General features: G+C 60.2%; 16 protein-coding genes and 1 tRNA gene. 8 read left to right on the top strand and 9 right to left on the bottom strand.

Translation table 11 applies throughout. From position 1 onward, the window contains the following. Positions 1-77 precede the first annotated feature (77 nt). Both fabB and ylqF read right to left on the bottom strand, forming a co-directional pair. Positions 78-1,289 (bottom strand): beta-ketoacyl-ACP synthase I, encoded by a 1,212-nt coding sequence (fabB, locus tag MLC59_RS02265; protein ID WP_248230504.1) that lies wholly within the window; start codon positions 1,287-1,289, stop codon positions 78-80. A gap of 143 nt (positions 1,290-1,432) precedes the next feature. Then, positions 1,433-2,362: a ribosome biogenesis GTPase YlqF gene (gene ylqF, locus MLC59_RS02260; protein WP_248230503.1), complete on the bottom strand. Its 930-nt coding sequence runs from the start codon at positions 2,360-2,362 to the stop codon at positions 1,433-1,435. A gap of 248 nt (positions 2,363-2,610) precedes the next feature. On the opposite strand from ylqF, the gene MLC59_RS02255 reads away from it, so the two are divergent. Next, on the top strand, positions 2,611-3,069 hold the full coding sequence (locus tag MLC59_RS02255) for a Spy/CpxP family protein refolding chaperone (RefSeq protein ID WP_248230502.1): 459 nt from the start codon (positions 2,611-2,613) through the stop codon (positions 3,067-3,069). 216 nt (positions 3,070-3,285) lie between these two features. Continuing rightward, on the top strand, positions 3,286-5,358 hold the full coding sequence (locus tag MLC59_RS02250) for a BCCT family transporter (protein WP_248230500.1): 2,073 nt from the start codon (positions 3,286-3,288) through the stop codon (positions 5,356-5,358). A gap of 64 nt (positions 5,359-5,422) precedes the next feature. Here the strand turns inward: MLC59_RS02250 and MLC59_RS02245 are convergent, their stop codons facing one another. The 5 genes from MLC59_RS02245 to MLC59_RS02225 form a co-directional block, all read right to left on the bottom strand. Next, entirely contained in the window at positions 5,423-7,909 is a 2,487-nt protein-coding gene (locus tag MLC59_RS02245; RefSeq protein WP_248230495.1) for an efflux RND transporter permease subunit, read from the bottom strand. A gap of 105 nt (positions 7,910-8,014) precedes the next feature. Beyond that, positions 8,015-9,235 (bottom strand): methyl-accepting chemotaxis protein, encoded by a 1,221-nt coding sequence (locus tag MLC59_RS02240; RefSeq protein WP_248230493.1) that lies wholly within the window; start codon positions 9,233-9,235, stop codon positions 8,015-8,017. 234 nt (positions 9,236-9,469) lie between these two features. Beyond that, on the bottom strand, positions 9,470-10,504 hold the full coding sequence (lipA, locus tag MLC59_RS02235; protein WP_248230492.1) for a lipoyl synthase: 1,035 nt from the start codon (positions 10,502-10,504) through the stop codon (positions 9,470-9,472). 109 nt (positions 10,505-10,613) lie between these two features. Continuing rightward, positions 10,614-12,149: a glycerol-3-phosphate dehydrogenase gene (gene glpD, locus MLC59_RS02230; protein ID WP_248230485.1), complete on the bottom strand. Its 1,536-nt coding sequence runs from the start codon at positions 12,147-12,149 to the stop codon at positions 10,614-10,616. Between the two features lie 107 nt (positions 12,150-12,256). Continuing rightward, positions 12,257-13,015 carry a DeoR/GlpR family transcriptional regulator gene (locus MLC59_RS02225; RefSeq protein WP_248230483.1) on the bottom strand — a complete coding sequence of 253 codons (759 nt, stop codon included), beginning with the start codon at positions 13,013-13,015 and terminating at the stop codon, positions 12,257-12,259. 249 nt (positions 13,016-13,264) lie between these two features. Between MLC59_RS02225 and MLC59_RS02220 the strand changes: the two genes are divergently transcribed. The 6 genes from MLC59_RS02220 to MLC59_RS02195 all read left to right on the top strand — a co-directional run bounded on the left by MLC59_RS02220 (position 13,265) and on the right by MLC59_RS02195 (position 19,350). Beyond that, positions 13,265-14,359: an ABC transporter ATP-binding protein gene (locus tag MLC59_RS02220; RefSeq protein ID WP_248230482.1), complete on the top strand. Its 1,095-nt coding sequence runs from the start codon at positions 13,265-13,267 to the stop codon at positions 14,357-14,359. After that, positions 14,352-15,449, top strand: coding sequence for an ABC transporter ATP-binding protein (locus MLC59_RS02215; protein WP_248230481.1), 1,098 nt, complete (start codon positions 14,352-14,354; stop codon positions 15,447-15,449). The genes MLC59_RS02220 and MLC59_RS02215 overlap by 8 nt, the downstream gene beginning before the upstream one ends. Then, on the top strand, positions 15,446-16,312 hold the full coding sequence (locus MLC59_RS02210) for a carbohydrate ABC transporter permease (protein ID WP_248230480.1): 867 nt from the start codon (positions 15,446-15,448) through the stop codon (positions 16,310-16,312). Before MLC59_RS02215 ends, MLC59_RS02210 begins: the two co-directional genes overlap by 4 nt. 9 nt (positions 16,313-16,321) lie before the next feature. Then, positions 16,322-17,131: a carbohydrate ABC transporter permease gene (locus tag MLC59_RS02205; protein ID WP_248230564.1), complete on the top strand. Its 810-nt coding sequence runs from the start codon at positions 16,322-16,324 to the stop codon at positions 17,129-17,131. 14 nt (positions 17,132-17,145) lie between these two features. Beyond that, positions 17,146-17,421, top strand: coding sequence for a DUF2160 domain-containing protein (locus tag MLC59_RS02200; protein WP_248230478.1), 276 nt, complete (start codon positions 17,146-17,148; stop codon positions 17,419-17,421). A gap of 186 nt (positions 17,422-17,607) precedes the next feature. Next, the gene (locus MLC59_RS02195; protein ID WP_248230477.1) at positions 17,608-19,350 is read left to right on the top strand and encodes an ABC transporter substrate-binding protein; all 1,743 of its coding nucleotides are present in this window, start codon (positions 17,608-17,610) and stop codon (positions 19,348-19,350) included. A gap of 66 nt (positions 19,351-19,416) precedes the next feature. Here MLC59_RS02195 and MLC59_RS02190 read toward each other — a convergent pair whose 3' ends face one another. Together MLC59_RS02190 and MLC59_RS02185 are read right to left on the bottom strand one after the other, a co-directional pair. Beyond that, on the bottom strand, positions 19,417-20,691 hold the full coding sequence (locus MLC59_RS02190) for a bifunctional O-acetylhomoserine aminocarboxypropyltransferase/cysteine synthase (RefSeq protein ID WP_248230474.1): 1,275 nt from the start codon (positions 20,689-20,691) through the stop codon (positions 19,417-19,419). Between the two features lie 526 nt (positions 20,692-21,217). Continuing rightward, positions 21,218-21,313 (bottom strand) — tRNA-Met (locus MLC59_RS02185). Positions 21,314-21,525: the final 212 nt, after the last annotated feature.

The following is a 21,525-nucleotide window of genomic DNA, read 5'->3' as shown; positions in this document are numbered from 1 at the left end:
GAGCTCATTTGCCAATGGTTAGCGCCCTTATTTAATCGGAAATCCGGCCCCCGGCCATTAAGGCGGGGGCCGGGCGTTCAGTCCAGGCGGCTGAAAATGAGGGACGCGTTGGTGCCCCCGAAACCAAAGCTGTTGGACATCACATGGTTCAGTTCGGCTTGCTGCGATGCCGGGCCGACGATGGGCATGCCTGCCAGTTCCTCATCCGGATTCTCCAGGTTGGCGGTGCCCGCCACAAAGCCCTTCTGCAGCATCAACAGTGAGTAGATGGCTTCCTGTACGCCGGTGGCGCCCAGGGAGTGGCCGGTCAGGGACTTGGTGGACGAGATTGTCGGAACCTTGTCGCCAAACACGTTGCGCACGGCTTGCATTTCAGCCACGTCGCCTACCGGCGTGCTGGTGCCATGGGCGTTGATGTAGTCAATATCGCCATCAACCGTTGCCATCGCCTGGTGCATGCAGCGGGCAGCGCCTTCGCCGGACGGTGCCACCATGTCATAGCCGTCGGAGGTGGCGCCATAGCCGGTCAGTTCGGCAATGATGTTGGCGCCCCGCTTGCGGGCGTGCTCCAGCTCCTCAAGCACCAGCATGCCGCCACCGCCGGCGATGACAAAGCCATCTCGCCCGCTGTCGAAGGGGCGGGAGGCCGCTTCCGGCGTGTCGTTGTATTTAAAGGAGAGCGCGCCCATGGCGTCGAACAGCATGGTCAGGCTCCAGTCCTCTTCCTCGCCGCCACCGGCGAACACGATGTCCTGTTTGCCGTTCTGGATCTGTTCCATGGCGTGGCCAATACAGTGGGCGCTGGTGGCACAGGCGGATGACATGGAGTAGTTAACGCCACGAATCTTGTAGGCGGTGGCCAGGCAGGCTGACACGGTAGAGGTCATAATACGGGGAACCATGAAGGCTCCAATGCGTTTAACGCCTTTTTCCCGCATGATGTCGACCGCTTCCACCTGGTTGGAGCAGGAAGCGCCACCAGAGCCGGCGATCAGGCCGGTGCGGTCATTGGAGACCATCTCCGGCGTCAGGCCGGAATCAGCGATGGCCTGCTCCATGGACAGGTAGGCGTACATGGCTGATTCGCCCATAAACCGGCGAATCTTGCGATCGATAACGGACGTATCCACGTCGACCATGCCACAGATCTGGCTGCGGAAACCCAGCTCCTTGTAGGTTTCGTTGAAGCGGATGCCGGACTTGCCCTGCTGGAGGCTGGCGGTGACTTCGTCGGTGGAGTTGCCAAGGCAGGACACAATGCCCATGCCGGTTACCACAACCCGTCTCATATGGTTCTCCTTGATATCGGGCGGCTTCCGGGTATGGAAGCGTCGCCCTGCTGTTCATTCCCGGCGGGTACTGCTCAAACCCGCCTGTTCAGATTTGGTGCGAAGTTTAGGTAATATGGCGAAGGATTGATATTTGACCTTCGTCAGGTGTTGCCGTTCCTGCGCCTGCCTTTTTTCTTGCGCCCCGGCTCCTGGGCCTGCTCCTGCTCCAGGCGGGCCGCCTCGCGGGCCTGCTCGGCTTCAACCATGGCCGGTGTCTCCAGTGAAACGGCCCCCAGGGTGCCAGCCCTCAATTCGTTCAGCAGTATTTCAGAAACCTTGTGCAGGTCCGGGATGCCTCCGCGGGCGAAAAAACGGCGCTTCGCTGCGATGGCATCCATCAGGGCGAGGCCATCGGCAGGCTTGCTCTCGAGGCCATAGCGCTCACAAACCCGGTCAGGGTAGGCTTGCAGCAGGTAGTCTGCTGCGAACAGAGCCACATCCTCGAACTCGATAACGGCTGCCCGGATGGCCCCGGTTACAGCCAGCCGGTAGCCGCACTCTTCCGGGGTCAGCTTGGGCCACAGAAAGCCGGGCGTATCATACAACAGGATATTATCCGGCAGCTTGATGGCCTGCTGGGCCCGGGTGACCGCCGGTTCGTTCCCGGTTTTCGCCACCGGACGCCCGGCAAGGGTATTGATCAGGGTAGACTTGCCCACGTTGGGGATGCCCAGGATCATGATGCGTAGGGCCCGGGTGTCGCGAATGGAATCCGGTACCATCTCCTGGGCCAGGCGCAGAATGTCCAGTGCTTCGTTACGGTGATTGTGAGTCAGGGTGACCGCACGGATGCCCTTTTCCCTCTCAAGCCAGTGCTGCCACTGTGCAGTGACGTCCGGGTCTGCCAGGTCCCGCTTGTTGAGCACCTTGATGACCGGTGTGTCTCCCCTCAGTGCTGGCACCATGGGGTTTTCACTGCTGAACGGAATGCGGGCATCCAGGACCTCGATAATCAGGTCCATTTGCGGCATGACCTGCTTGATCTCCTTGCGGGCCTTGTGCATATGGCCTGGAAACCAGTTGATCGCCATGGTTTGGAACTCCTGCCGGGCCGGGGGTTGCCGGGATGATAGTGTGCCAGCGCGCCATTATGGCGGGGAATAAAGAATTTTTCACATTCACCGCAGAGCCGCTGCTGACGCAGTGTGACGAGGGTTTTCCGGTTTATGTGTCGTTCTATGCGTCATTTGACGGATGAATTTGCCGGTTGATTTCTTTAGGGTGAGCGTGTTCCGATGCAATTCAGTAATGATTGATTCATATTACCACGGAGATTTACATGACCCTTATTCGCAATTTCGCGCTCGCACTGATTGCCATGACCTTTGCCGGTTTCGCCATGGCCCAGCAACAGCAGCCGGACCAGGTTTCACAGATTGCCGAGCTGGTCGGCCTGAGTGAGGATCAGGAGGCGGACATCCGCGCGATCATGCAGGAAGCCCAGGGCGAGCTGCAGGAGCTCCAGGCCGAGGCGACTGAAGTACAGCAGCAACTGCAGGAGCAGATTGGCCCGGACTATGACGAAGGCGCGATCCGCGACGATGCCGCTCGCCTGGGTGAGCTCAACGGCGAGATGACTGCCATCTCCACCCTGATGCAGGCCCGCATCGACAGCGTATTTACCGATGAGCAGCGCAACACCTTGGAAGAGCGTATGCGTCAAATGCAGCAGCAACAACGCCAGATGCAGCAGCAGATGCAACAGCGCCAGATGCAGCAGCAACAGCAAATGCAGTAAACTCGCTGCTAACCGCGCCGCCGAGGGCGGCGTTGGCCGCACGGAAAGCCGCATTCCCGGTCAGGGTGAATGCGGCTTTTTTGTTGCCTGTTATTAAATCAGGTGATCCACAACGCGTAGCCTGATCTATAGTTATGTCGGTAAGTTTTCGAGAACCGGGCCTTGCCAGGACCTGCAGTCCAGGCCCTGGCTCGTTGCCTAACCATGGACCTGATTATGATTGCAGAAAAAAAAGGCTTTCAGTCGACCATCCTTGCGCCGGTGTTCATTCCGGCGGTAGTTGTGTCCTTGCTGCTGGTCGTGGGGACGATTTCGAACCCTGAGCTGGCGGGTGAGGTCTTTGCCTCGGTGCTGGCATGGATTACCGATACCTTCGGCTGGTTCTATATGCTGTCGGTGGCGATTTTCCTGGTGTTCATTGTTGCAGTGGCTGCGTCTCGCTGGGGCAACATCAAGCTGGGGCCAGATCACGCCGAAGCCCAGTACAGCTTTCCGGCGTGGTTCGCCATGCTGTTCTCAGCCGGTTACGGCATCGCGTTGCTGTTCTTCGGTGTGGCCGAGCCGGTACTGCACTACGCCTCGCCACCCGCCGGTGCAGCGGAAACGGTCGATGCCGCCAAGCAGGCGATGCAGATTGCGTTCTTCCACTGGGGCTTCCATATCTGGGCCATCTACGGCCTGGTCGGACTGGTGCTGGCCTATTTTGCGTTCCGGCACGGGTTGCCGCTGTCCATTCGCTCGGCGCTCTATCCGTTGATCGGCGAGAAAATCTACGGTCCGGTGGGGCACGTCGTGGATGTGTTCGCCATCCTCGGCACCATGTTTGGCATTGCCACCACCCTCGGTTTGTCGGTGGCCCAGATCAATGCGGGCATCAATTACCTCTGGGAAGATGTTCCCGTCAATACCACGGTGCAGATTATCGCCATTGCGGTGATTACGGCTGCGGCTACCGTGTCCGTGGTTGCCGGTCTCGACAAGGGCGTGAAGAACCTGTCGATCCTGAATATGGTTCTGGCGGTTCTGTTGATGACCTTTGTGTTCATCGTCGGGCCATCCATCCTGATCCTGGAAACCTTCTTGCAGAATACCGGCAGCTACCTGAGCGGTATCGTTGAGCGGACCTTTAACCTGCAGGCCTATACCCGCAGTGACTGGATCGGCAACTGGACCCTGTTTATCTTCGGCTGGACCATTGCATGGGCACCCTTTGTGGGGCTGTTTATTGCCAAGATCAGTCGCGGTCGCACCATCCGTGAGTTCGTGGTCGGCGTTATGCTGGTGCCGTCCCTGTTCACCTTTTTGTGGTTCTCCATTTTTGGCGACACCGCACTGAACCTGATCATGAATGAGGGCGTGACCACGCTGATCGCTGATGTACAGAATGACCATGCCGTGGCCCTGTTCAAGCTGTTTGACCAGCTGCCCTGGTCCTTCTTTATCTCGCTGGTGACGGTCTTCCTGATCATTACCTTCTTTGTGACCTCATCTGACTCGGGCTCGCTGGTGATTGACTCCCTGGCATCCGGTGGTGCGCTGCAGACCCCGGCCTGGCAGCGGGTGTTCTGGGCAGTGCTCGAAGGTGTGGTGGCATCGGCCCTGTTGCTGGCCGGTGGCCTCAATGCCTTGCAGACAATGACCATCGCCAGCGCGCTGCCGTTTGCCATCATCATGTTGATTGCCATGGTCGGCATGTGGCGGGCCCTGGTTATCGAGGGGCACCGGGAAACCAGCCTGATGGCGCACATGGCCACCAATCGTCATATGACAGGCTCCCAGTGGCGGCACCGCCTGGCCGGGATCATGGACTTTCCGGGCGAGCAGGAAGTTACCGGCTTTATCCGGGACAAGGTGATGGGCGCCATGCGTGAGGTTGAGGCCGAGATGCGGGAACGGGGCTGGGAAGCAACCGCCACCTATGACGAGGCCAATGTGCGTTCTCACCTGCAGGTACACCGGGAAGGCCATGTGGACTTTGTGTACGATATCCGCCTCACCGAGCACCCCATGCCCGGCTTCGTCTATGCCGAGCTCAAGCGGGACCCGGACCAGCCCGAGGTGTTCTATCGGGCGGAGGTGTTCCTGCGTCGCGGCGGCCGTTCCTACGATGTATTCGGTTATACGGAGGACGACCTGATCAAGGATATCCTCGATCAGTTCGAGAACTACCTGCACTTCCTCCACATCTCGCCTGGCAAGCTGCCATGGGATATGGCCGAACATGACGAAATGCTGGACACGGAGAATGGCGATACACCGCCCCCGGAGGGCAAGCCGAGTACCAGCTGACAGAAAGTAACCTGAAACAGAAAACCCCGGGTACCGTGCGGTGCCCGGGGTTTTTTAATACCTGTCAGTTACTGGCAGACGGACCGAACGGCTTCACCAGCAGGATCAGTCGCGGCAGCAACATCAGTGCGCCCATCAGTGCCATGAACATGGCAAAGCCGGTGAACAGGCCAAAGTATATGGTGGGCAGGAAGTTGGACAGCACCAGGATCGAGAAGCCGATAATGATGGTCAGGGTCGTATAGGACATGGCCCGGCCGATACTCTGGTGGCACCGGTGCATGGTGGCGACGTAGTCCCGGTCTTTTTCGAACTCCACTCCGAAGCGGTGGATGTAGTGGATGGTGTCATCTACGGCAATCCCCACGGTGATGGCGGCCACGGTGATGGTCATCATGTCCAGCGGAATACCCAGCCAGCCCATCAGGCCCAGCACGGAACCCGCTGCCAGCAGGTTGGGGGCAATGCCGATTAGCGCCAGTTTCAGCGAGCGGAACAGCACCACGAACATGACCGCGATGGCCAGGAACACGATGCCCAGGGTGCGAATCTGGGAGTCGAACAGGCTCTGGAGCATGTTGTTGTACATCACCGTCATGCCGGTGAACAGTAACTGATTATCTTCAAAGCCCAGCTCACCGGTCAGGTGGTTGCGGATCTCGGCCAGCAATTCATCCCTTCTGAGGTCCGGCAGGGAGTCGATCAGGCGGATATTGATCCGTGCCTGGTGGTGCTCCTCATTGATATAGGGGGTGAGCAGGATAGGGGCCAGGTCTTCAGGCAGCATGGCCGGCACGAAGGCTACTTCCATGGCATCCAGGGGTTCACCGCCATTGATCTCGGCGAGCAGGCGCAAGGTGGTGGTGATGGATAGTACCTTGCCGGTTTCCGGCAGGCCGGCCAGGTAGTCATGGACCTGCTCCAGGCGATCCAGTTTCTGCCAGGTGAACCAGGTGTCCCGCAGGTCACCCTCTTCGCAGTCCTCCACGAACGGGTCGCAGTCACTGGCGAAGGGATCGCTTTCGGTATCCTCAGGCCGTTCCAGGTCAGTGATGATGATATCCAGGGGCGTGGTGCCGCCGAGCTTCTGGTCAATCACCACCATGCCCTGGTGGATCTCGGTGTCGGACTTGAAATAGTCGATAAAGCTGTTTTCCACCGACAGACGGCCCATGCCCACTATGCACAGCACTGCCAGCACCACCGAGCCCGTGAGCACCGTACCGCCGAAGCGTTCGGCAATGCGCGCAAAGGTGTCGGTCAGCGGCAGGCTGCCCGGGCGGCCCTGACGTACCGCCGGCTCGGGTAGCAGGGCGACCAGTACCGGGAACACCAGGAAGCTGATCGCAAAGGCCAGTGCCAGGCCCAGGGTCATCATCCAGCCAAAGTCGATCACCGGGCGGATGCCGGAGAAGGTCAGCGAGCCAAAGGCCACCATGGTGGTCAGGGCCATGTAGAAACAGGGCTTCACCATGGTTGAGAGCGTGTCCCGAAGGTGCTGCTGGTGCTCATCCTCCGGGTTGGACTGCTGGTGCTCCCGGTATCTCACCATCAGGTGGATGGTCAGTGACAGGGTCATGATCAGGAGCAGGGAGATAAAGTTGGACGAGATCACCGTCACCGGCCATTGCACCCAGCCCAGGTAACCGGCCACCAGCCATACCGTGAACCCGCAGCACAGGATGGGTACCACGACCCACTGCCAGCGGCGGAAGATCACTACCAGGGTCAGAAGCAGGAAAATCAGGACTCCCACGCCGAAGGTGGACAGGTCGCTTTCGATAAAGCGGATCATGTCCGAGGCGATCATGGGCACGCCGCCCAGGTGAATCTCGGCGTTGTCCCGGTAACGGTCGAGGATGGCACGGGTGTCGGTAATGGTCTGTTCACGCTCGGCTTCCAGTTCGGCCGCCAGTTGCCGGAACTGCTCAGAGACCTGTTCCAGCGTTTGCCTTTGCTGTGCGTCCAGCTCGCCATTCCGGGCCTGCTCCCGCAGGTCATTGCGAAGGCCCACCAGCTCGAAGTAACGGTCGGGTGTTGGCAGGTTGACCTGGATTGCCGTGGTACTGGCATCCTCGCTGATCAGCATGTTGGGGTAGAGCGGATTCGAGAGCAGGGATTCCCTGGCCTGGTCCAGTGGAACGTCGTCCTGGTCCAGCGTCAGCAGCTCTTCGTCCACTGTGTCGGTGCTCAGCTCAGGGCTGTGGAGCAGGGGAACGTTGAGAATGCTGTTGGTGGAGCCCACCGGCTCCAGGGCGGCCAGGTCGTCCCGCAGGTTGCGCAAGGTATCAATGGCCGGCTGGCTGAACAGGTCACGGTCCGGCTTGTAGGTCACCACCAGGAAATCATCGGACGCTTCAAAGCGCTGGCTGACCGTGCGGTAGTCTTCCAGGGCGGTGTCATTCTCCAGCACCAGGGATTCGGCGGAGGCGTCCAGGCGGAACTGGTGCAGTTTCAGGCTGGCGATGACCAGCACAATGGCAAACAGGATCAGCACCCGCCAGGGGTGGTTGAGAATCAGCCGATTATAGAGGCTGTAGAGGGAACGCATCGGGTGACAGACTCCGCTGGTCAGAAGGAACTGCGAAGTCTGCCACACTGTGAAAAATTTTGTGAAAAATAGCGTTAAATGACCCGTTGGGCCGGGCCACCAACACTAACTGGCGCGCACCTGTCGGGATGCTTCTTCCAGGGAGTCGATAAGTTGCTTGAGTCGCCGGGTCATGTCCGCGCTGTTGGCCAGTTCGCGGACCATGCCTTCGGTGGTTTCGCGGATGCCCCGCACGTCCGCAAGGACCGCATCGGTGCCGGCGGTCTGGTCGGCGGAAACCCGGGCAATCTGCTCGTTGGTCTCGTCGATGCGGGCCACCATGCCCTGGATGTCCTGCAGCGCCTGGCGCCCCTCGGAGGCGTCGCTGGCACAGCGGTGTGCATCTTCCGAGCTGGCCGTCATCTGGTCAACCGCGGCCGCCATGGCATCCAGGAGCCGGTCCAGGGTGCCCTGGATCTGGTCGGTGGAGTCCTGCACCCGCTGGGCCAGTTTGCGCACTTCATCGGCCACCACGGCAAAGCCCCGGCCCTGTTCGCCGGCACGGGCGGCTTCGATGGCGGCGTTGAGGGAGAGCAGGTTGGTCTGTTCTGCAATACCCTTTATCTCGGTCACCGCCTGGCGGATTTCCTGGCTGTTACCCGCCAGGGCCTGCACCGCCCCGGCCGAGGATTCGACGGTCTGTGACAGCTTCTCGATGGACGCTGCTGTCCGGGTGACCCGGTCGTGCCCTTCCCGGGCCGCACGGTTGGCTTCATGGGACAGGGTGTTGGCAATACCGGCCTGTTCGGCAATGCCCGAGAAGCTCTGCAACATGGCCTCGACCGTCTCGGCAGAACGATCGGCACCTTGTTGTTGCCGGGTCAGTTCGTCACGGCGCTGTTCAGCGGCGGCGGTCAGCTCCCGGACTTCCTCGTGCAGGCGACGGATCGCCTCCAGCATGTTGCGCACCACGTCGCCGGTGCGTTGCTGCATGGCGTTGAAGGCGTCGGCCATCTCGCCGATTTCATCACTGGAGTCAACGCTGGCCCGCTGGTTGAGGTCACCGGACTGCTGGACTGACACCATGGTTTTCTTGAGCCGGTTGACGTGCCGCTCGATAAAGGAAATCAGTAGCTGGGAGCCGGCCATCTCCAGCAGCATCAGTAACGCCACGATGCCGGCATACCCGGGCGCTGCCTCGGCGAATACGGTCATGAAAGGCTGGCCTGTCCGGTCTGCGACATCGCTGATGGCGTAGAGCACCAGCAGGCACATGACCACGAAGACCATGATGTTCAACAGCCAGAATTTGTACTTCAGGCGGGCATTCTTGAGCAGCGTCAGCATGGTTAACCTGTTGTTGTCGTGGCCCACCAGCGTCGGTGTCGGTGGTGGGTGGGTTACCTATCGGTTCCTGAAGATATCACCGGGACAGGGGGCGATACTTGCTCCGGATCAGTCCGGGGCAAACCTTTGACAATGTCTTACAAATAGGTATCGGCGGAGGGGAGTATTTCTTGAGGCGGCAGGGGTTGGTGCTGGCCAGCGGTAGCGGAACCGCTGGCGCGATGTTTTTGGGCGTCAGTCCACCTGGCGTACCGGGATGGCGCTGGTGTCCCGGGGGACGGCAGGTACCGCCAGTCCCAGGTTATTCTTCTCAAATACCCGGTCGGCACGATAGCTGGAACGGACCATGGGGCCGGAGGGAACTTCCATAAAGCCTTTTTCCAGGCCAATGTCCCGGTAGCGGTTGAACTCTTCGGGGGTGACGTAACGCTCCACCGGCAGGTGGTTGGGTGTTGGGCGCAGGTACTGCCCCAGGGTGAGGATATCCACGCCAATGGCCCTCAGGTCATCCATGGTCTCCAGGATTTCTTCCTCGGTTTCCCCCAGGCCCAGCATCAGGCTGGTCTTGGTGAGTACGTCCGGGCGGTACTGCTTGGCGTGGGCGAGGACGCTCAGCGTTTTCTCATAGCCTGCACGTGGGTCGCGGACGCGGCGGGTCAGGCGTTTGACGGTTTCCACATTCTGGGCGAACACATCCAGTCCGGAATCCACCACTTTCTCCACGTGGGGCATGACCGCATCGAAGTCCGGGGTCAGGGCTTCCACGGCGACTTCCGGGGTGCGCTGTTTGATGGCAGCGACGCAGGCGGCGTAGTGGGCCGCACCACCATCGTCCAGGTCGTCACGGTCTACCGAGGTGAGCACGATGTAGCGCAAGCCCATGAGTTCTACGGACTTCGCCGTGTTTTCCGGCTCTTCGTGGTCCAGCCAGCCCCTTGGGTTGCCGGTGTCTACCGCACAGAACTTGCAGGCCCGGGTGCATACGGAGCCCATCACCATGATAGTGGCCGTACCGTTGTTCCAGCACTCACCAATATTGGGGCAGTGGGATTCCTGGCATACGGTGCTCAGGCGATGCTCGTTGACGTTCTGACGAACTGCTTCGTAGCGTTCACCGCCGGGCATGCGGGCACGGAGCCATTTGGGTTTGCGCTGCACAGGGGTTTCCGCGCTGGCGGTTTTCTTGACGCCGTCCTTGATGGCCGAGAATCCGTGTTCATTGCGGAACTTCGAGCCGCTGACTACGCGGGGTTTGGCGTTGTCGCTCATGGCAACCGGGGTCTCTTTGCGAAGGTGTATGCGGGTACGTAAAGAGTAAGGCCCCGGACCAGTGGATACAAGCGGCATAGGGGAAATCCCGGTGCCACTTTGGTCGAGGTCAGACCGGTTGTTGGCCTGAGGTGCAAGGTTGTTCCCTTGACTGAGCGGTGCGTATTTCCAGCCATCGCGACAGTTCGTCCACCTGCTCCTGTGTGGCGTAGAGCCCCTGCTTGGTGCGGCGCCACAGGACATCGTCGGCGTTCACTGCCCACTCATGGCGCACCAGGTATTCCACCTCCCGCTCGTACAGGGTGCCCAGGAAGTGACGCCCGAGATCTTCGAGGCGGGCGCTGTCCCCCAGTAGCGGGTAACTGTCCGTGCCATAGCTGCGTACCAGGCGTGAGGCGAGCAGACCGGGCAGCCAGGGGTAGTGCTGGCACAGGGCTTCCTGCAGGCGAGGCTGTCCCTGGAAGTCGCCGCCCGGCAGGACGGCGTCCCGGGTCCAGTGCCCCCGTGCTTCCGGGAAGTAATCGCAGAGTCGGTCGGTGGCTGCCTCTGCCAGCTTGCGGAAGGTGGTGAGCTTGCCCCCGAAGACCGACAACAGTGGGGTTTTTCCGCCAGGTGCGTCCACTTCGAAGGAATAGTCCCGTGAGGCCTTCTGGGCACTTCCTTCCTCGTCATCCATCAGCGGCCTTACCCCGGAATAGGACCAGACCACATCCTCCGGCGTCAGCTGGTGACGGAAATAGTGGTTGACGATATCGAGCAGGTAGCGGGTTTCCTCCTCCGAAATGGTGGCTTCCGACGGGTTTCCCTCGTAGTCCACGTCAGTGGTGCCAACCAGGGAGAAATGGTCTTCGTAGGGAATCACAAACACAATCCGCTCGTCTTCGTTTTGCAGAATGTAGGCCTCATCATCCCGGTTGAGTCGGGGTACCACGATATGACTGCCCTTGACCATGCGGATCATGCGAGGGGCTTTCTGGTCCAGGGTGCTGTCGAACAGGCTACTGACCCAGGGGCCGGCCGCATTGACCAGTGCCCGGGTTCGAACCACGCGGGAATCACCGGTCCGGGTGTCCAGCAGGGTGACCTGCCAGTGATCAGTGCTTCGCTCGGCCCGCACGCAGCGGGTCCTGGTCTGAATGCGGGCACCGAGCTGTTCCGCCTTGCGGGCCGTGAGCACCACCAGCCGGGCGTCATCCACCCAGCCGTCGGAATATTCGAACCCCCGGGTGATTTCCGGTTTCAGTGGATCGTCAGGGGTAAAGGTAATGGACCGGGATCCGGGCAGCAGTTCACGCTTGGCCAGGTGGTCATACAGGAACAGGCCGGCGCGGATCATCCAGGCCGGTCGCAGGTGGGGCTGGTGGGGCAGGCGAAAACGCATCGGCCACATGATATGGGGCGCGTTGGCCAGCAGGGCTTCCCGTTCGGCCAGGGCCTGGCGCACCAGGCGAAACTCGTAGTGTTCGAGATAACGCAGGCCGCCATGAATCAGCTTGCTGCTGCGGCTGGACGTGGCGGAGGCCAGGTCGTTCATTTCGCAAAGCAGCACGTCCAGCCCCCGACCGGCAGCGTCCATGGCGATCCCTGTGCCGTTCACGCCGCCGCCCACTACGACCACGTCATAACTCTCCGGTTTGCCGGTCATCACGCTCTTCCTTCTGCCCCACGTGTGCATTAATGGATGGAGTATGGAAAAGCTCGTGATATTCGTAAAGGAAAATAACGAAAAATAACGAAAGTACCTATGCCGACTCAGACAACGTGCAGGCTGACCTGGTGTTCTGTCAGTAGCTGGCGGATTTCTTCCGGTGGCGCCTGGTCGGTGAATACATGGTTTGCCTGGATGATGTTGCCCAGCCGCACCATGGCATTGCGGCCGAACTTGGTGTGGTCTGCCGCCAGCAGGACCTGGCTGGAATTGCTGATTATCGCCTGGGCAACCCGAACCTCCCGGTAGTCGAAGTCCAGCAGCGAGCCGTCACTGTGAATCCCGCTGATGCCGATAATGCCGAAGTCCATGCGGAACTGGTTGATAAAGTCCCGGGTAGCCTCCCCGACGATGCCGCCGTCGCGGTTACGGACTTCGCCGCCGGCAATGATGATGGTGAAGTCCTCCCTGGCGGAGAGAATGGATGCCACGTGAAGATTGTTGGTCACCACTCGCAGGTTGTTCCGGACCAGCAGGGCCCGGGCGATGGTCTCGGTGGTGGTGCCGATATTGATGAACAGCGAGGCGTTGTCCGGAATCATTTCCACCAGTGCTGCGGCAATGCGTTCCTTGGCCTCAAGCTCCATGATCTTGCGCGCCTGGTAGGCCGTGTTCACCGTGCTGGAATCGATGCCGGCGCCGCCGTGGTGCCGTCGGACACGGTTCTGGTTGGCCAGCTCGTTCAGGTCCCGCCGGATGGTTTGCGGGGTCACCTGGAAGTGGTCCACCAACTGTTCGGTGGTGGCGAACCCCTGTTGCTGGATCAGCTCCAGGATCTGCTCCTGGCGGCGGGTTTGTGGCATGGGTGCTCCCGATGTTCGTCAGCGAAAAGGGCGGTGCCCGCTGCAGTATAAACCACTGCTGGTCCAGGTGTGAGTTTTCAGTAAGTTGGCGCGAAGCCAGGCCTTCGACGCCTTTTCGTTAACAAATCACGAAAATAGCCATGATTGTTTGCGAACATCCGGACCCTGTACTAGAAGGATATAAGGTTGTTTCACAGGGGCAGCAGAAGGCTGGAGTGCAGCCCTGCACAAAAACAAGAAGGAAACTGGATGTCGCTGCAACTGGAGAACGTCTCCCGTGCTGTGGATGGCGTGGATTTCATCCGTGATGCCGACCTGAGCTTTGAGGCCGGGTCGTTCAACGTATTGCTGGGGCGCACGCTGGCGGGTAAAACCTCCCTTATGCGCCTGATGGCCGGGCTGGACCAGCCGGATAGCGGCCGTATCCTGTATAACGGCGAGGATGTAACCGGTCAGAGTGTGCGCAAACGCAACGTCTCGATGGTCTATCAACAGTTCATCAATTATCCCGACCTCACCGTCTACGAGAATATTGCCTCCCCCCTGCGGCTGGCAAAGATGAAAGGGCAGGAGCTGGACCGGCGCGTCAGGGAGACCGCTGCCATGCTGCACATCGACAGCCTGTTATCACGATACCCGCTGGAGCTGTCTGGCGGGCAGCAGCAACGTACCGCCATGGCCCGGGCCCTGGTGAAGGACGCCACCCTGATCCTGTTCGACGAACCCCTGGTCAACCTCGACTACAAACTACGGGAGGAGTTGCGTTCGGAATTGCGCCACCTCTTCCGGGAGCGCCAGTGCATCGCGGTCTATGCCACCACCGAGGCCAACGAGGCCCTGGCGCTGGGCGGCACTACCACATTGCTGCACGAGGGCAGGGTGGTTCAGAACGGGCCAGTGGCGGAGGTCTATCGCCGACCGGTGAATACGCTGGCAGCGGAGCTGTTCAGCGAGCCACCCATGAACCTGCTGCCAGGGCGGGTCAGTGGTCGCTCGGTGACATTTGGTGAGGATATTCACCATGACCTTACCCGCGAACTGGAGGGCCTGGCCGAAGGCGAGTACCTGTTCGGGATCCGCCCCAGCCACGTGGGATTATCCCCGGCAGGGAAGGATGACCTGACGCTTGAAATGGAGGTTGAGCTGGCGGAAATCAGTGGCTCGGAGACCTTTCTCCACATTGGTAACGGGGGGCTGGACATGGTGGTCCAGGAGCTGGGCGTGCATACCCGGCACCCGGGAGACCCGGTAAGCGTCTACTTGCCCATGAACCGGTTATTCGTGTTCGACCAGCACCAGGCCCTGGTCCACACCCCGGCGGATACCGGAGGTGTTCATGGCTGAGATCACCCTGAAGGCCATGGCCCACAGCTACGAAAAGCACCCCGCCGGGCCGGAAGACTATGCCATACGTCAGCTGGACCATGTATGGGAGAGAGGTGGTGCCTATGCACTACTGGGTCCCTCCGGCTGTGGCAAGAGCACCATGCTGAATATTATCTCGGGACTGCTGGCGCCTTCGGAGGGGCAGGTACTGTTCGATGGCAAGCCCGTCAACCATCTCTCGCCCCGGGAGCGCAATATCGCCCAGGTATTCCAGTTCCCGGTGGTGTATGACTCCATGACGGTGTTCGACAACCTGGCCTTCCCCCTCCGCAACAGCGGATTACCAAAGGCAAAGATCCGGGAGCGGGTCAACGAGGTTGCGGACGTCCTGGAACTGGAGCCCCTGTTGCGTCGCAAGGCCCGTAATCTGACCGCCGACGAGAAGCAGAAGGTGTCCATGGGCCGTGGACTGGTTCGGGAGGACGTCTCGGCGATCCTGTTTGACGAACCCCTGACGGTGATCGACCCGCAACTGAAATGGAAGCTGCGCCGCAAGCTTAAACAGATCCACGAGCAGTTCGATATCACCATGGTCTACGTCACCCACGACCAGCTGGAGGCGTCTACCTTCGCGGACCGGATCGCGGTGATGTACGAGGGACGCATCGTGCAGTTTGGTACACCCACGGAGTTGTTCGAGAACCCCAACCATACCTTTGTGGGTTTTTTCATCGGCAGCCCCGGTATGAACCTGATGGACGTGACCCGCTGCGAGGGCGGCGTTCAGTTTGGCGGCAGTCGCTTTCCATTGCCGGAAGGACTGCTGAAGCGGCTGGCGGAAACAGGGTCCGACAATCTGCGGCTGGGAATCCGTCCGGAGTTTATCGAACTGACAGAGCCGGCCCCGGATAGCCACCCGGCCACCGTGGAAGATGTGGAAGACCTGGGTACCTACCAGATCCTGACCGCGCAGCTGGAGGGCCAGAGCCTCAAGGTCCGTCTGTCGGAGGACACCCGGGTTGAGCGGGGGCAGGAGGTGCACCTTCACTTTCCGGCCCGCTGGCTGAAGCTGTACGTGGATGAATACCTGGTAGGGGAGGCCCCATGAGAAAGATCCCGGACAACCGTGCCTGGTGGCTGGTGCTGCCGGTACTGCTGCTGGTGGCCTTTTCCGCCCTGGTGCCACTGATGACGGTGGTGAACTATTCGGTGCAGGATATTTTTGGGCCAGGTAACGCCTATTACGTGGGCACCGAATGGTTCAGGGATGTACTGCGGGACGAACGCCTGCAGGCGTCGCTATTGCGGCAATTCGGTTTTTCGGCAGCGGTCCTGGCTATCGAGATTCCGCTGGGAATCGGCATTGCGCTGATGATGCCGAAAGGGGGCATACGCGCGTCCCTGTGCCTGATCCTGCTGGCGATTCCGTTGCTGATTCCCTGGAACGTGGTGGGCACCATCTGGCAGATCTTTGCCCGGGGTGATATCGGCCTGTTCGGCTGGGGGCTCAACGAGCTCGGGCTCAGCTATAACTATACCGGAGACCCCGTGGATGCCTGGCTGACGGTGCTGTTGATGGACGTCTGGCACTGGACACCATTGGTGGCCTTGCTGTGCTACTCAGGGCTGCGGGCCATTCCCGAGGCGTTCTACCAGGCGGCGGAGATTGACCGCGCGTCCCGCTGGGCGGTGTTCCGCTATATCCAGCTGCCCCGCCTGAAAAACGTGCTGGTCATCGCCGTGCTGCTGCGGTTCATGGACAGTTTCATGATCTATACCGAGCCGTTTGTGCTCACCGGTGGTGGCCCGGGCAGCTCCACCACCTTCCTCAGTCAGACCCTGACCACCATGGCGGTGGGCCAGTTCGATCTCGGGCGTGCCGCGGCCTTTTCCCTGGTGTACTTCCTGATCGTGTTACTGGTGTCCTGGCTGTTCTTTACCGCAATCACCCATATGGACAAGGAGCGTTAAGCCATGGCAATGCGTGAACGGTCCCGCTCCAAGGGCATTGGCATCACGGTCTTCATCATCCTGCTGCTGACGCCTATTTACTGGTTGCTGAACATGTCGTTCAAGACCAACCGGGAGATCCTCAGCGGGCTGACCCTGTGGCCGCAGAATTTCACCTTTGACAACTACGTGGTGATCTTCACCGATTCGAGCTGGTACTCCGGCTATATCAACTCCATGACCTACGTATTGATGAACATGGCCATCACCCTGACGGTGGCCTTGCCGGCGGCCTATGCATTCAGCCGGTACCGGTTCCTGGGGGACAAGCACCTGTTCTTCTGGCTGTTGAGTAACCGCATGGCGCCGCCGGCGGTGTTCCTGCTGCCTTTCTTCCAGCTGTATTCCTCTATTGGCCTGTTTGACACCCATATCGCAGTGGCGCTGGCCCACTGCCTGTTCAATGTGCCCCTGGCGGTGTGGATCCTGGAAGGCTTCATGTCCGGTGTGCCCCGGGAATATGACGAGATGGCCTATATCGACGGCTACAGCTTCCCCCGGTTCTTCGTGAAGATCTTCATGCCCATGATCCGCTCCGGCATCGGTGTGACCGCGTTCTTTATCTTCATGTTCTCCTGGGTAGAGCTGCTGCTGGCCAGGACCCTGACGTCGGTGGATGCGCAGCCCATTGCGGCGATCATGACCCGGACCATCGGCGCCAGCGGCATTGACTGGGGTGTGCTGTCGGCGGCCGGGGTGCTGACCATCCTGCCCGGGGTACTGGTGGTCTGGTTCGTTCGCAACCACGTGGCCCGGGGCTTTGCCCTGGGGCGCGTATAACGGGAGGAAGCCTGATGCTGGACTGGATGAACTGGACCCAACCGGTTGCCATTTTCTTCGCGGTAATCGCCTGCATCCTCGTGGTTATGTCGGTATGGGAGCTGGCGTCCCCGTGCATTGAGCGGCGGGGTTTCCTTCCCATTGCCACCACCCGGGGTGACCGGCTGTTTATCGGACTTTTGTCCGCCGCCTATATTCACCTGGCATTTCTGGGCCTGACTGAGCTGTCGCTCTGGATTGCGTTGGCTGTTTCGGTGCTCTGGCTGCTGATACTGCTGCGCTGGGGCTGAAGGAATAAACGAAAGGGAGGGTGTGCCTATAAGGAGCTATCGAGTAACCAGGGTAACGGGATCCGGTGGAGCCGGCTTCCCCGATGTAAGAGCAGGACCCGGTCAGGCCAACGGTCGGCCCGGGGCAATCACAACAGTCAGTCTGCAGTTTTGACTCGATTCTTACACGAACAGACGAGGTTGGATATGTTCAATAACAACAAGCAATCAACACTGTTGCTGGGAGCGATGATCGCAGCCCTGGCAGCAGGCCCTGTCTCACTGGCCCATGCAGACCAGTACGAGGACGCCGCCCGCAAATGGGCCAAGGAGTTCTCAACGTCTACTCTGGACGAGGAGGAGCGCCTGGAAGAGCTGCTCTGGTTCGCCAGGGCGGCGGAGCAATTCCGCGACATGGATATCAACGTGGTCTCCGAGACCATTGCCACCCACGAGTACGAGGCCAGTCGGCTGGCCCAGGCCTTCAGGGAAATTACCGGCATCAACTTGACGCACAACCTGATCCAGGAAGGGGATGTTATCGAGAAGCTGCAGACCCAGATGCAGTCGGGTCGCAACATCTATGACGGCTATATCAATGACTCTGACCTGATCGGTACCCACTGGCGCTATGGCAAGGTGGTCCCCATTTCCGACATGATGGATAACGAAGCGAAGGACCTGACCCTGCCGACGCTCGACCTGGACGACTTTATCGGCCTGGACTTCACCACGGCCCCGGATGGCAAGCTGTATCAGTTGCCTACCCAGCAGTTTGCCAACTTGTACTGGTTCCGGGCTGACTGGTTCGAGCGGGAAGATTTCAAGGAACAGTTCCAGAAGATCTACGGCTATGAGCTGGGGGTACCGGTTAACTGGTCCGCCTACGAAGACATTGCCGAGTTCTTTACCGAGCATGTGAAGGAAATTGACGGCGAGAAGGTCTATGGCCATATGGACTACGGCAAGAAAGACCCCTCCCTGGGCTGGCGCTTCACCGACGCCTGGTTCTCCATGGCAGGTGCTGGCGACAAGGGGCTGCCCAACGGCCTGCCGGTGGATGAGTGGGGCATTCGTGTGGAGGACTGCCATCCGGTGGGTTCCAGCGTAACCCGCGGCGGTGCCGTCAATGGCCCGGCAGCGGTCTATGCCACCGCCAAGTACCTGGACTGGATGAAGAAGTACGCACCGCCGGAAGCCCAGGGCATGACCTTCTCGGAGGCTGGTCCCGTACCTGCCCAGGGTAACGTTGCCCAACAGATCTTCTGGTACACCGCCTTCACCGCCAGCATGGTGGAAGACGGCCTGCCAGTGGTAAACGAGGATGGCACCCCGAAATGGCGGATGGCGCCGTCACCCCATGGGCCCTACTGGGAAGAGGGCATGAAGCTGGGCTATCAGGACGTAGGTTCCTGGACATTCCTCGACTCCACACCGGAAGAACGTCGGCTGGCGGCCTGGCTCTATGCCCAGTTCACCGTTGCCAAGACTGTATCCCTGGAGAAAACCCTCAAGGGGCTGACGCCGATACGCGAATCCGATATCAACTCGGATGCCATGACCGAGGCGGCCCCTCGGCTCGGTGGCCTGGTGGAATTCTATCGTAGCCCTGCCCGGGTGCAGTGGAGCCCGACCGGCACCAACGTGCCGGACTATCCGAAACTGGCGCAGCTGTGGTGGCAGTATATCTCCCAGGCGGCCAGTGGTGAGGCCAGCCCCCAGGAAGCCCTGGACGGCCTGGCGGAGGCCCAGGATAACATCATGATGCGCCTGGAGCGGGCCAGCGTGATGGCAACCTGTGGTCCCAAGCTGAACGAGCCCAGGGACGCCCAGTACTGGCTGGACCAGCCCGGCGCACCCAAGCCGAAGCTGGATAACGAGAAGCCCCAGGGTGAAACCGTGCCTTACGAGGAGCTGCTCAAGACCTGGCAGGAGGCACGGGAAAGCTGAGTTTCTGCCACTGACAAAAAAGGGGGAGGCCGGTCGGCCTCCCCCTTTTTCATTATGGCGACGATATCAACTGGCGGCTTTCAGCGCCTGGTCAATGTCGGCAATGATGTCGTCCACATGCTCAATGCCAATGGACAGCCGCACCAGGTCCTCACTGACACCGGCACTGCGGAGTTCATCCGCGTTCAGCTGGCGGTGGGTGGTGGTGGCCGGGTGGCAGGCCAGGGACTTGGCATCGCCGATGTTCACCAGGCGGTAGATCAGCTGCAGGGCGTCAATAAACTTCGCACCGGCGTCACGGCCACCCTTGATGCCGAAACTCAGGATACCCGAGGCCTTGCCGCCACAGATCTTGTCGCAGGTGGCCTTGTAGGGGCTGCCGGGGAGGGCGGCGTAGTTGACCCACTCCACCTGCGGGTGATCTTCCAGGTACTGGGCCACCTTCTCGGCGTTCTCGCAGTGACGCTCCATCCGCAGTGCCAGGGTTTCCAGGCCCTGCATGATCAGGAACGAATTGAACGGTGACAGGGCGCTGCCGGTGTTACGCAGCGGCACCACCCGGCAGCGGCCAATAAAGGCTGCGGGACCGAGGGCCTCGGTGTAGACCACGCCGTGGTAGGAGGGGTCCGGCTTGTTCATCATGGGGAACTTGTCTTCGTTCGCCTTCCAGTCAAACTTGCCGGAATCCACAACCACACCCGCCACGGTGGTGCCATGGCCGCCGATGTACTTGGTCAGCGAGTGCACCACGATGTCTGCGCCATGCTCAAACGGGCGGCACAGGAACGGCGTGGCTACGGTGTTGTCCACAATCAGCGGAATGCCATGTTTATGGGCGATGTCGGCCCATTTCTGGATGTCCACCACGTTGCCTGCCGGGTTGCCAATGGACTCGCAGAACAGGGCGCGGGTCTGATCGTCGATGGCCTTTTCAATGGCATCGTAGTCATCATGGGCAACCATGCGACAGCTGATGCCCTGATTGGGCAGGGAGTGGGCAAACAGGTTGTAGGTGCCGCCGTAAAGCTGGGCGGTGCTGACAATGTTGTTGCCAACGGTGCAGATGGTTTGCAGCGCGTAGGTGATGGCCGCCATGCCGGATGCCACCGCCAGGGCACCAATGCCGCCTTCCAGCTGGGCCATGCGCTCTTCCAGTACCCCGTTGGTCGGGTTCATGATGCGGGTATAGATGTTGCCCTGCACCTTCAGGTCAAACAGGTCCGCACCGTGCTGGGTATCGTCAAAGGTGTAGGAGGTGGTCTGGTAGATGGGCGTGGTAGCCGCCTTGGTGGTCGGATCGCCGCTAAAGCCGGCATGCAGCGCCAGAGTTTCCGGTTTCATGAGTCGGTTCCTTGCTGGTGGATTGTTCTTTATGGGTTTCAGCACGGGGAGTATGCCACAGGCGACACACCGGTCGCATAGTTCCAGCGGTTATAGGCTTATCCGTAATTGAAGGTAGCCATGTCATGCTCAAATGGGTTCGTACAGGCGCGGTAGGTAGTATGGCGGACCGGGGGTACGGGCGGCCCTTTCGCAGCAGCGCCAGGGATGGCGCGGAGCAAGGCCGGTCCAGGGACGGGCCGTGAATTGCGGCGAAGAAAGGGGCGCCCGTGCCCCCGGGCCAGCCCCCGAAACACCCAGGCAGGAACGAAAAAAGCCCGACTCTTTCGAGCCAGGCTTTCTGAATACTGGTAGCAAGGGGCGGAGTATTCGGCCTGCGGCCTCACCCTCCGGGCCGTCGTCGCGTTGCTCCGACGTTCCTCCGCACGCGTTGCGTGCTCCGGTCGCACGGCCTTCGTCGGTTCGACTCATTATCAGCCAGAATTAAAAAAGGGCCCACGCTTACGCGAGGACCCTTTTTAAATTCTGGTAGCAAGGGGCGGAGTCGAACCGCCGACCCCAGCATTATGAGTGCTGCCAGCCATTGTAAGCTGTTGTTTTTATTGTAGCTGGAAGCCTTGCCCTCGCCCACACATACCTATCCGTGGCTAACCGCCAGAATACGGTGGCCGCAAAATGCCCACAGTGCCCGAAACTGACGCCCAAAAAACCACCTGCACCCCATATATGGTACGTATGGCTGGTAACCAGTTGTTCCTAATAGAAAACCACTGGTTTCCAGCCACCGGAAAATGGGGATTTTCGGCCTATACAGATCAAAGGGTTACTTTCGCG

The sequence above is a fragment of the Marinobacter bryozoorum genome, assembly GCF_023156245.1.
Taxonomy (GTDB): domain Bacteria; phylum Pseudomonadota; class Gammaproteobacteria; order Pseudomonadales; family Oleiphilaceae; genus Marinobacter; species Marinobacter bryozoorum.
The sequence above is the reverse complement of the archived record's forward strand: the minus strand, read 5'-3'. Positions and strand labels throughout refer to the sequence as shown.

What these genes read in the sequence shown, in the direction of transcription:
- MLC59_RS02190 (WP_248230474.1), bottom strand. Translation starts at nt 20,691, where the DNA reads ATGAAACCGGAAACTCTGGCGCTGCATGCCGGCTTTAGCGGCGATCCG.
- MLC59_RS02195 (WP_248230477.1), top strand. Translation starts at nt 17,608, where the DNA reads ATGTTCAATAACAACAAGCAATCAACACTGTTGCTGGGAGCGATGATC.
- MLC59_RS02215 (WP_248230481.1), top strand. Translation starts at nt 14,352, where the DNA reads ATGGCTGAGATCACCCTGAAGGCCATGGCCCACAGCTACGAAAAGCAC.
- fabB (WP_248230504.1), bottom strand. Translation starts at nt 1,289, where the DNA reads ATGAGACGGGTTGTGGTAACCGGCATGGGCATTGTGTCCTGCCTTGGC.
- MLC59_RS02240 (WP_248230493.1), bottom strand. Translation starts at nt 9,235, where the DNA reads ATGCTGACGCTGCTCAAGAATGCCCGCCTGAAGTACAAATTCTGGCTG.
- MLC59_RS02255 (WP_248230502.1), top strand. Translation starts at nt 2,611, where the DNA reads ATGACCCTTATTCGCAATTTCGCGCTCGCACTGATTGCCATGACCTTT.
- lipA (WP_248230492.1), bottom strand. Translation starts at nt 10,504, where the DNA reads ATGAGCGACAACGCCAAACCCCGCGTAGTCAGCGGCTCGAAGTTCCGC.
- MLC59_RS02225 (WP_248230483.1), bottom strand. Translation starts at nt 13,015, where the DNA reads ATGCCACAAACCCGCCGCCAGGAGCAGATCCTGGAGCTGATCCAGCAA.
- MLC59_RS02205 (WP_248230564.1), top strand. Translation starts at nt 16,322, where the DNA reads ATGCGTGAACGGTCCCGCTCCAAGGGCATTGGCATCACGGTCTTCATC.
- MLC59_RS02220 (WP_248230482.1), top strand. Translation starts at nt 13,265, where the DNA reads ATGTCGCTGCAACTGGAGAACGTCTCCCGTGCTGTGGATGGCGTGGAT.
- glpD (WP_248230485.1), bottom strand. Translation starts at nt 12,149, where the DNA reads ATGACCGGCAAACCGGAGAGTTATGACGTGGTCGTAGTGGGCGGCGGC.
- MLC59_RS02200 (WP_248230478.1), top strand. Translation starts at nt 17,146, where the DNA reads ATGCTGGACTGGATGAACTGGACCCAACCGGTTGCCATTTTCTTCGCG.
- MLC59_RS02250 (WP_248230500.1), top strand. Translation starts at nt 3,286, where the DNA reads ATGATTGCAGAAAAAAAAGGCTTTCAGTCGACCATCCTTGCGCCGGTG.
- MLC59_RS02245 (WP_248230495.1), bottom strand. Translation starts at nt 7,909, where the DNA reads ATGCGTTCCCTCTACAGCCTCTATAATCGGCTGATTCTCAACCACCCC.
- MLC59_RS02210 (WP_248230480.1), top strand. Translation starts at nt 15,446, where the DNA reads ATGAGAAAGATCCCGGACAACCGTGCCTGGTGGCTGGTGCTGCCGGTA.
- ylqF (WP_248230503.1), bottom strand. Translation starts at nt 2,362, where the DNA reads ATGGCGATCAACTGGTTTCCAGGCCATATGCACAAGGCCCGCAAGGAG.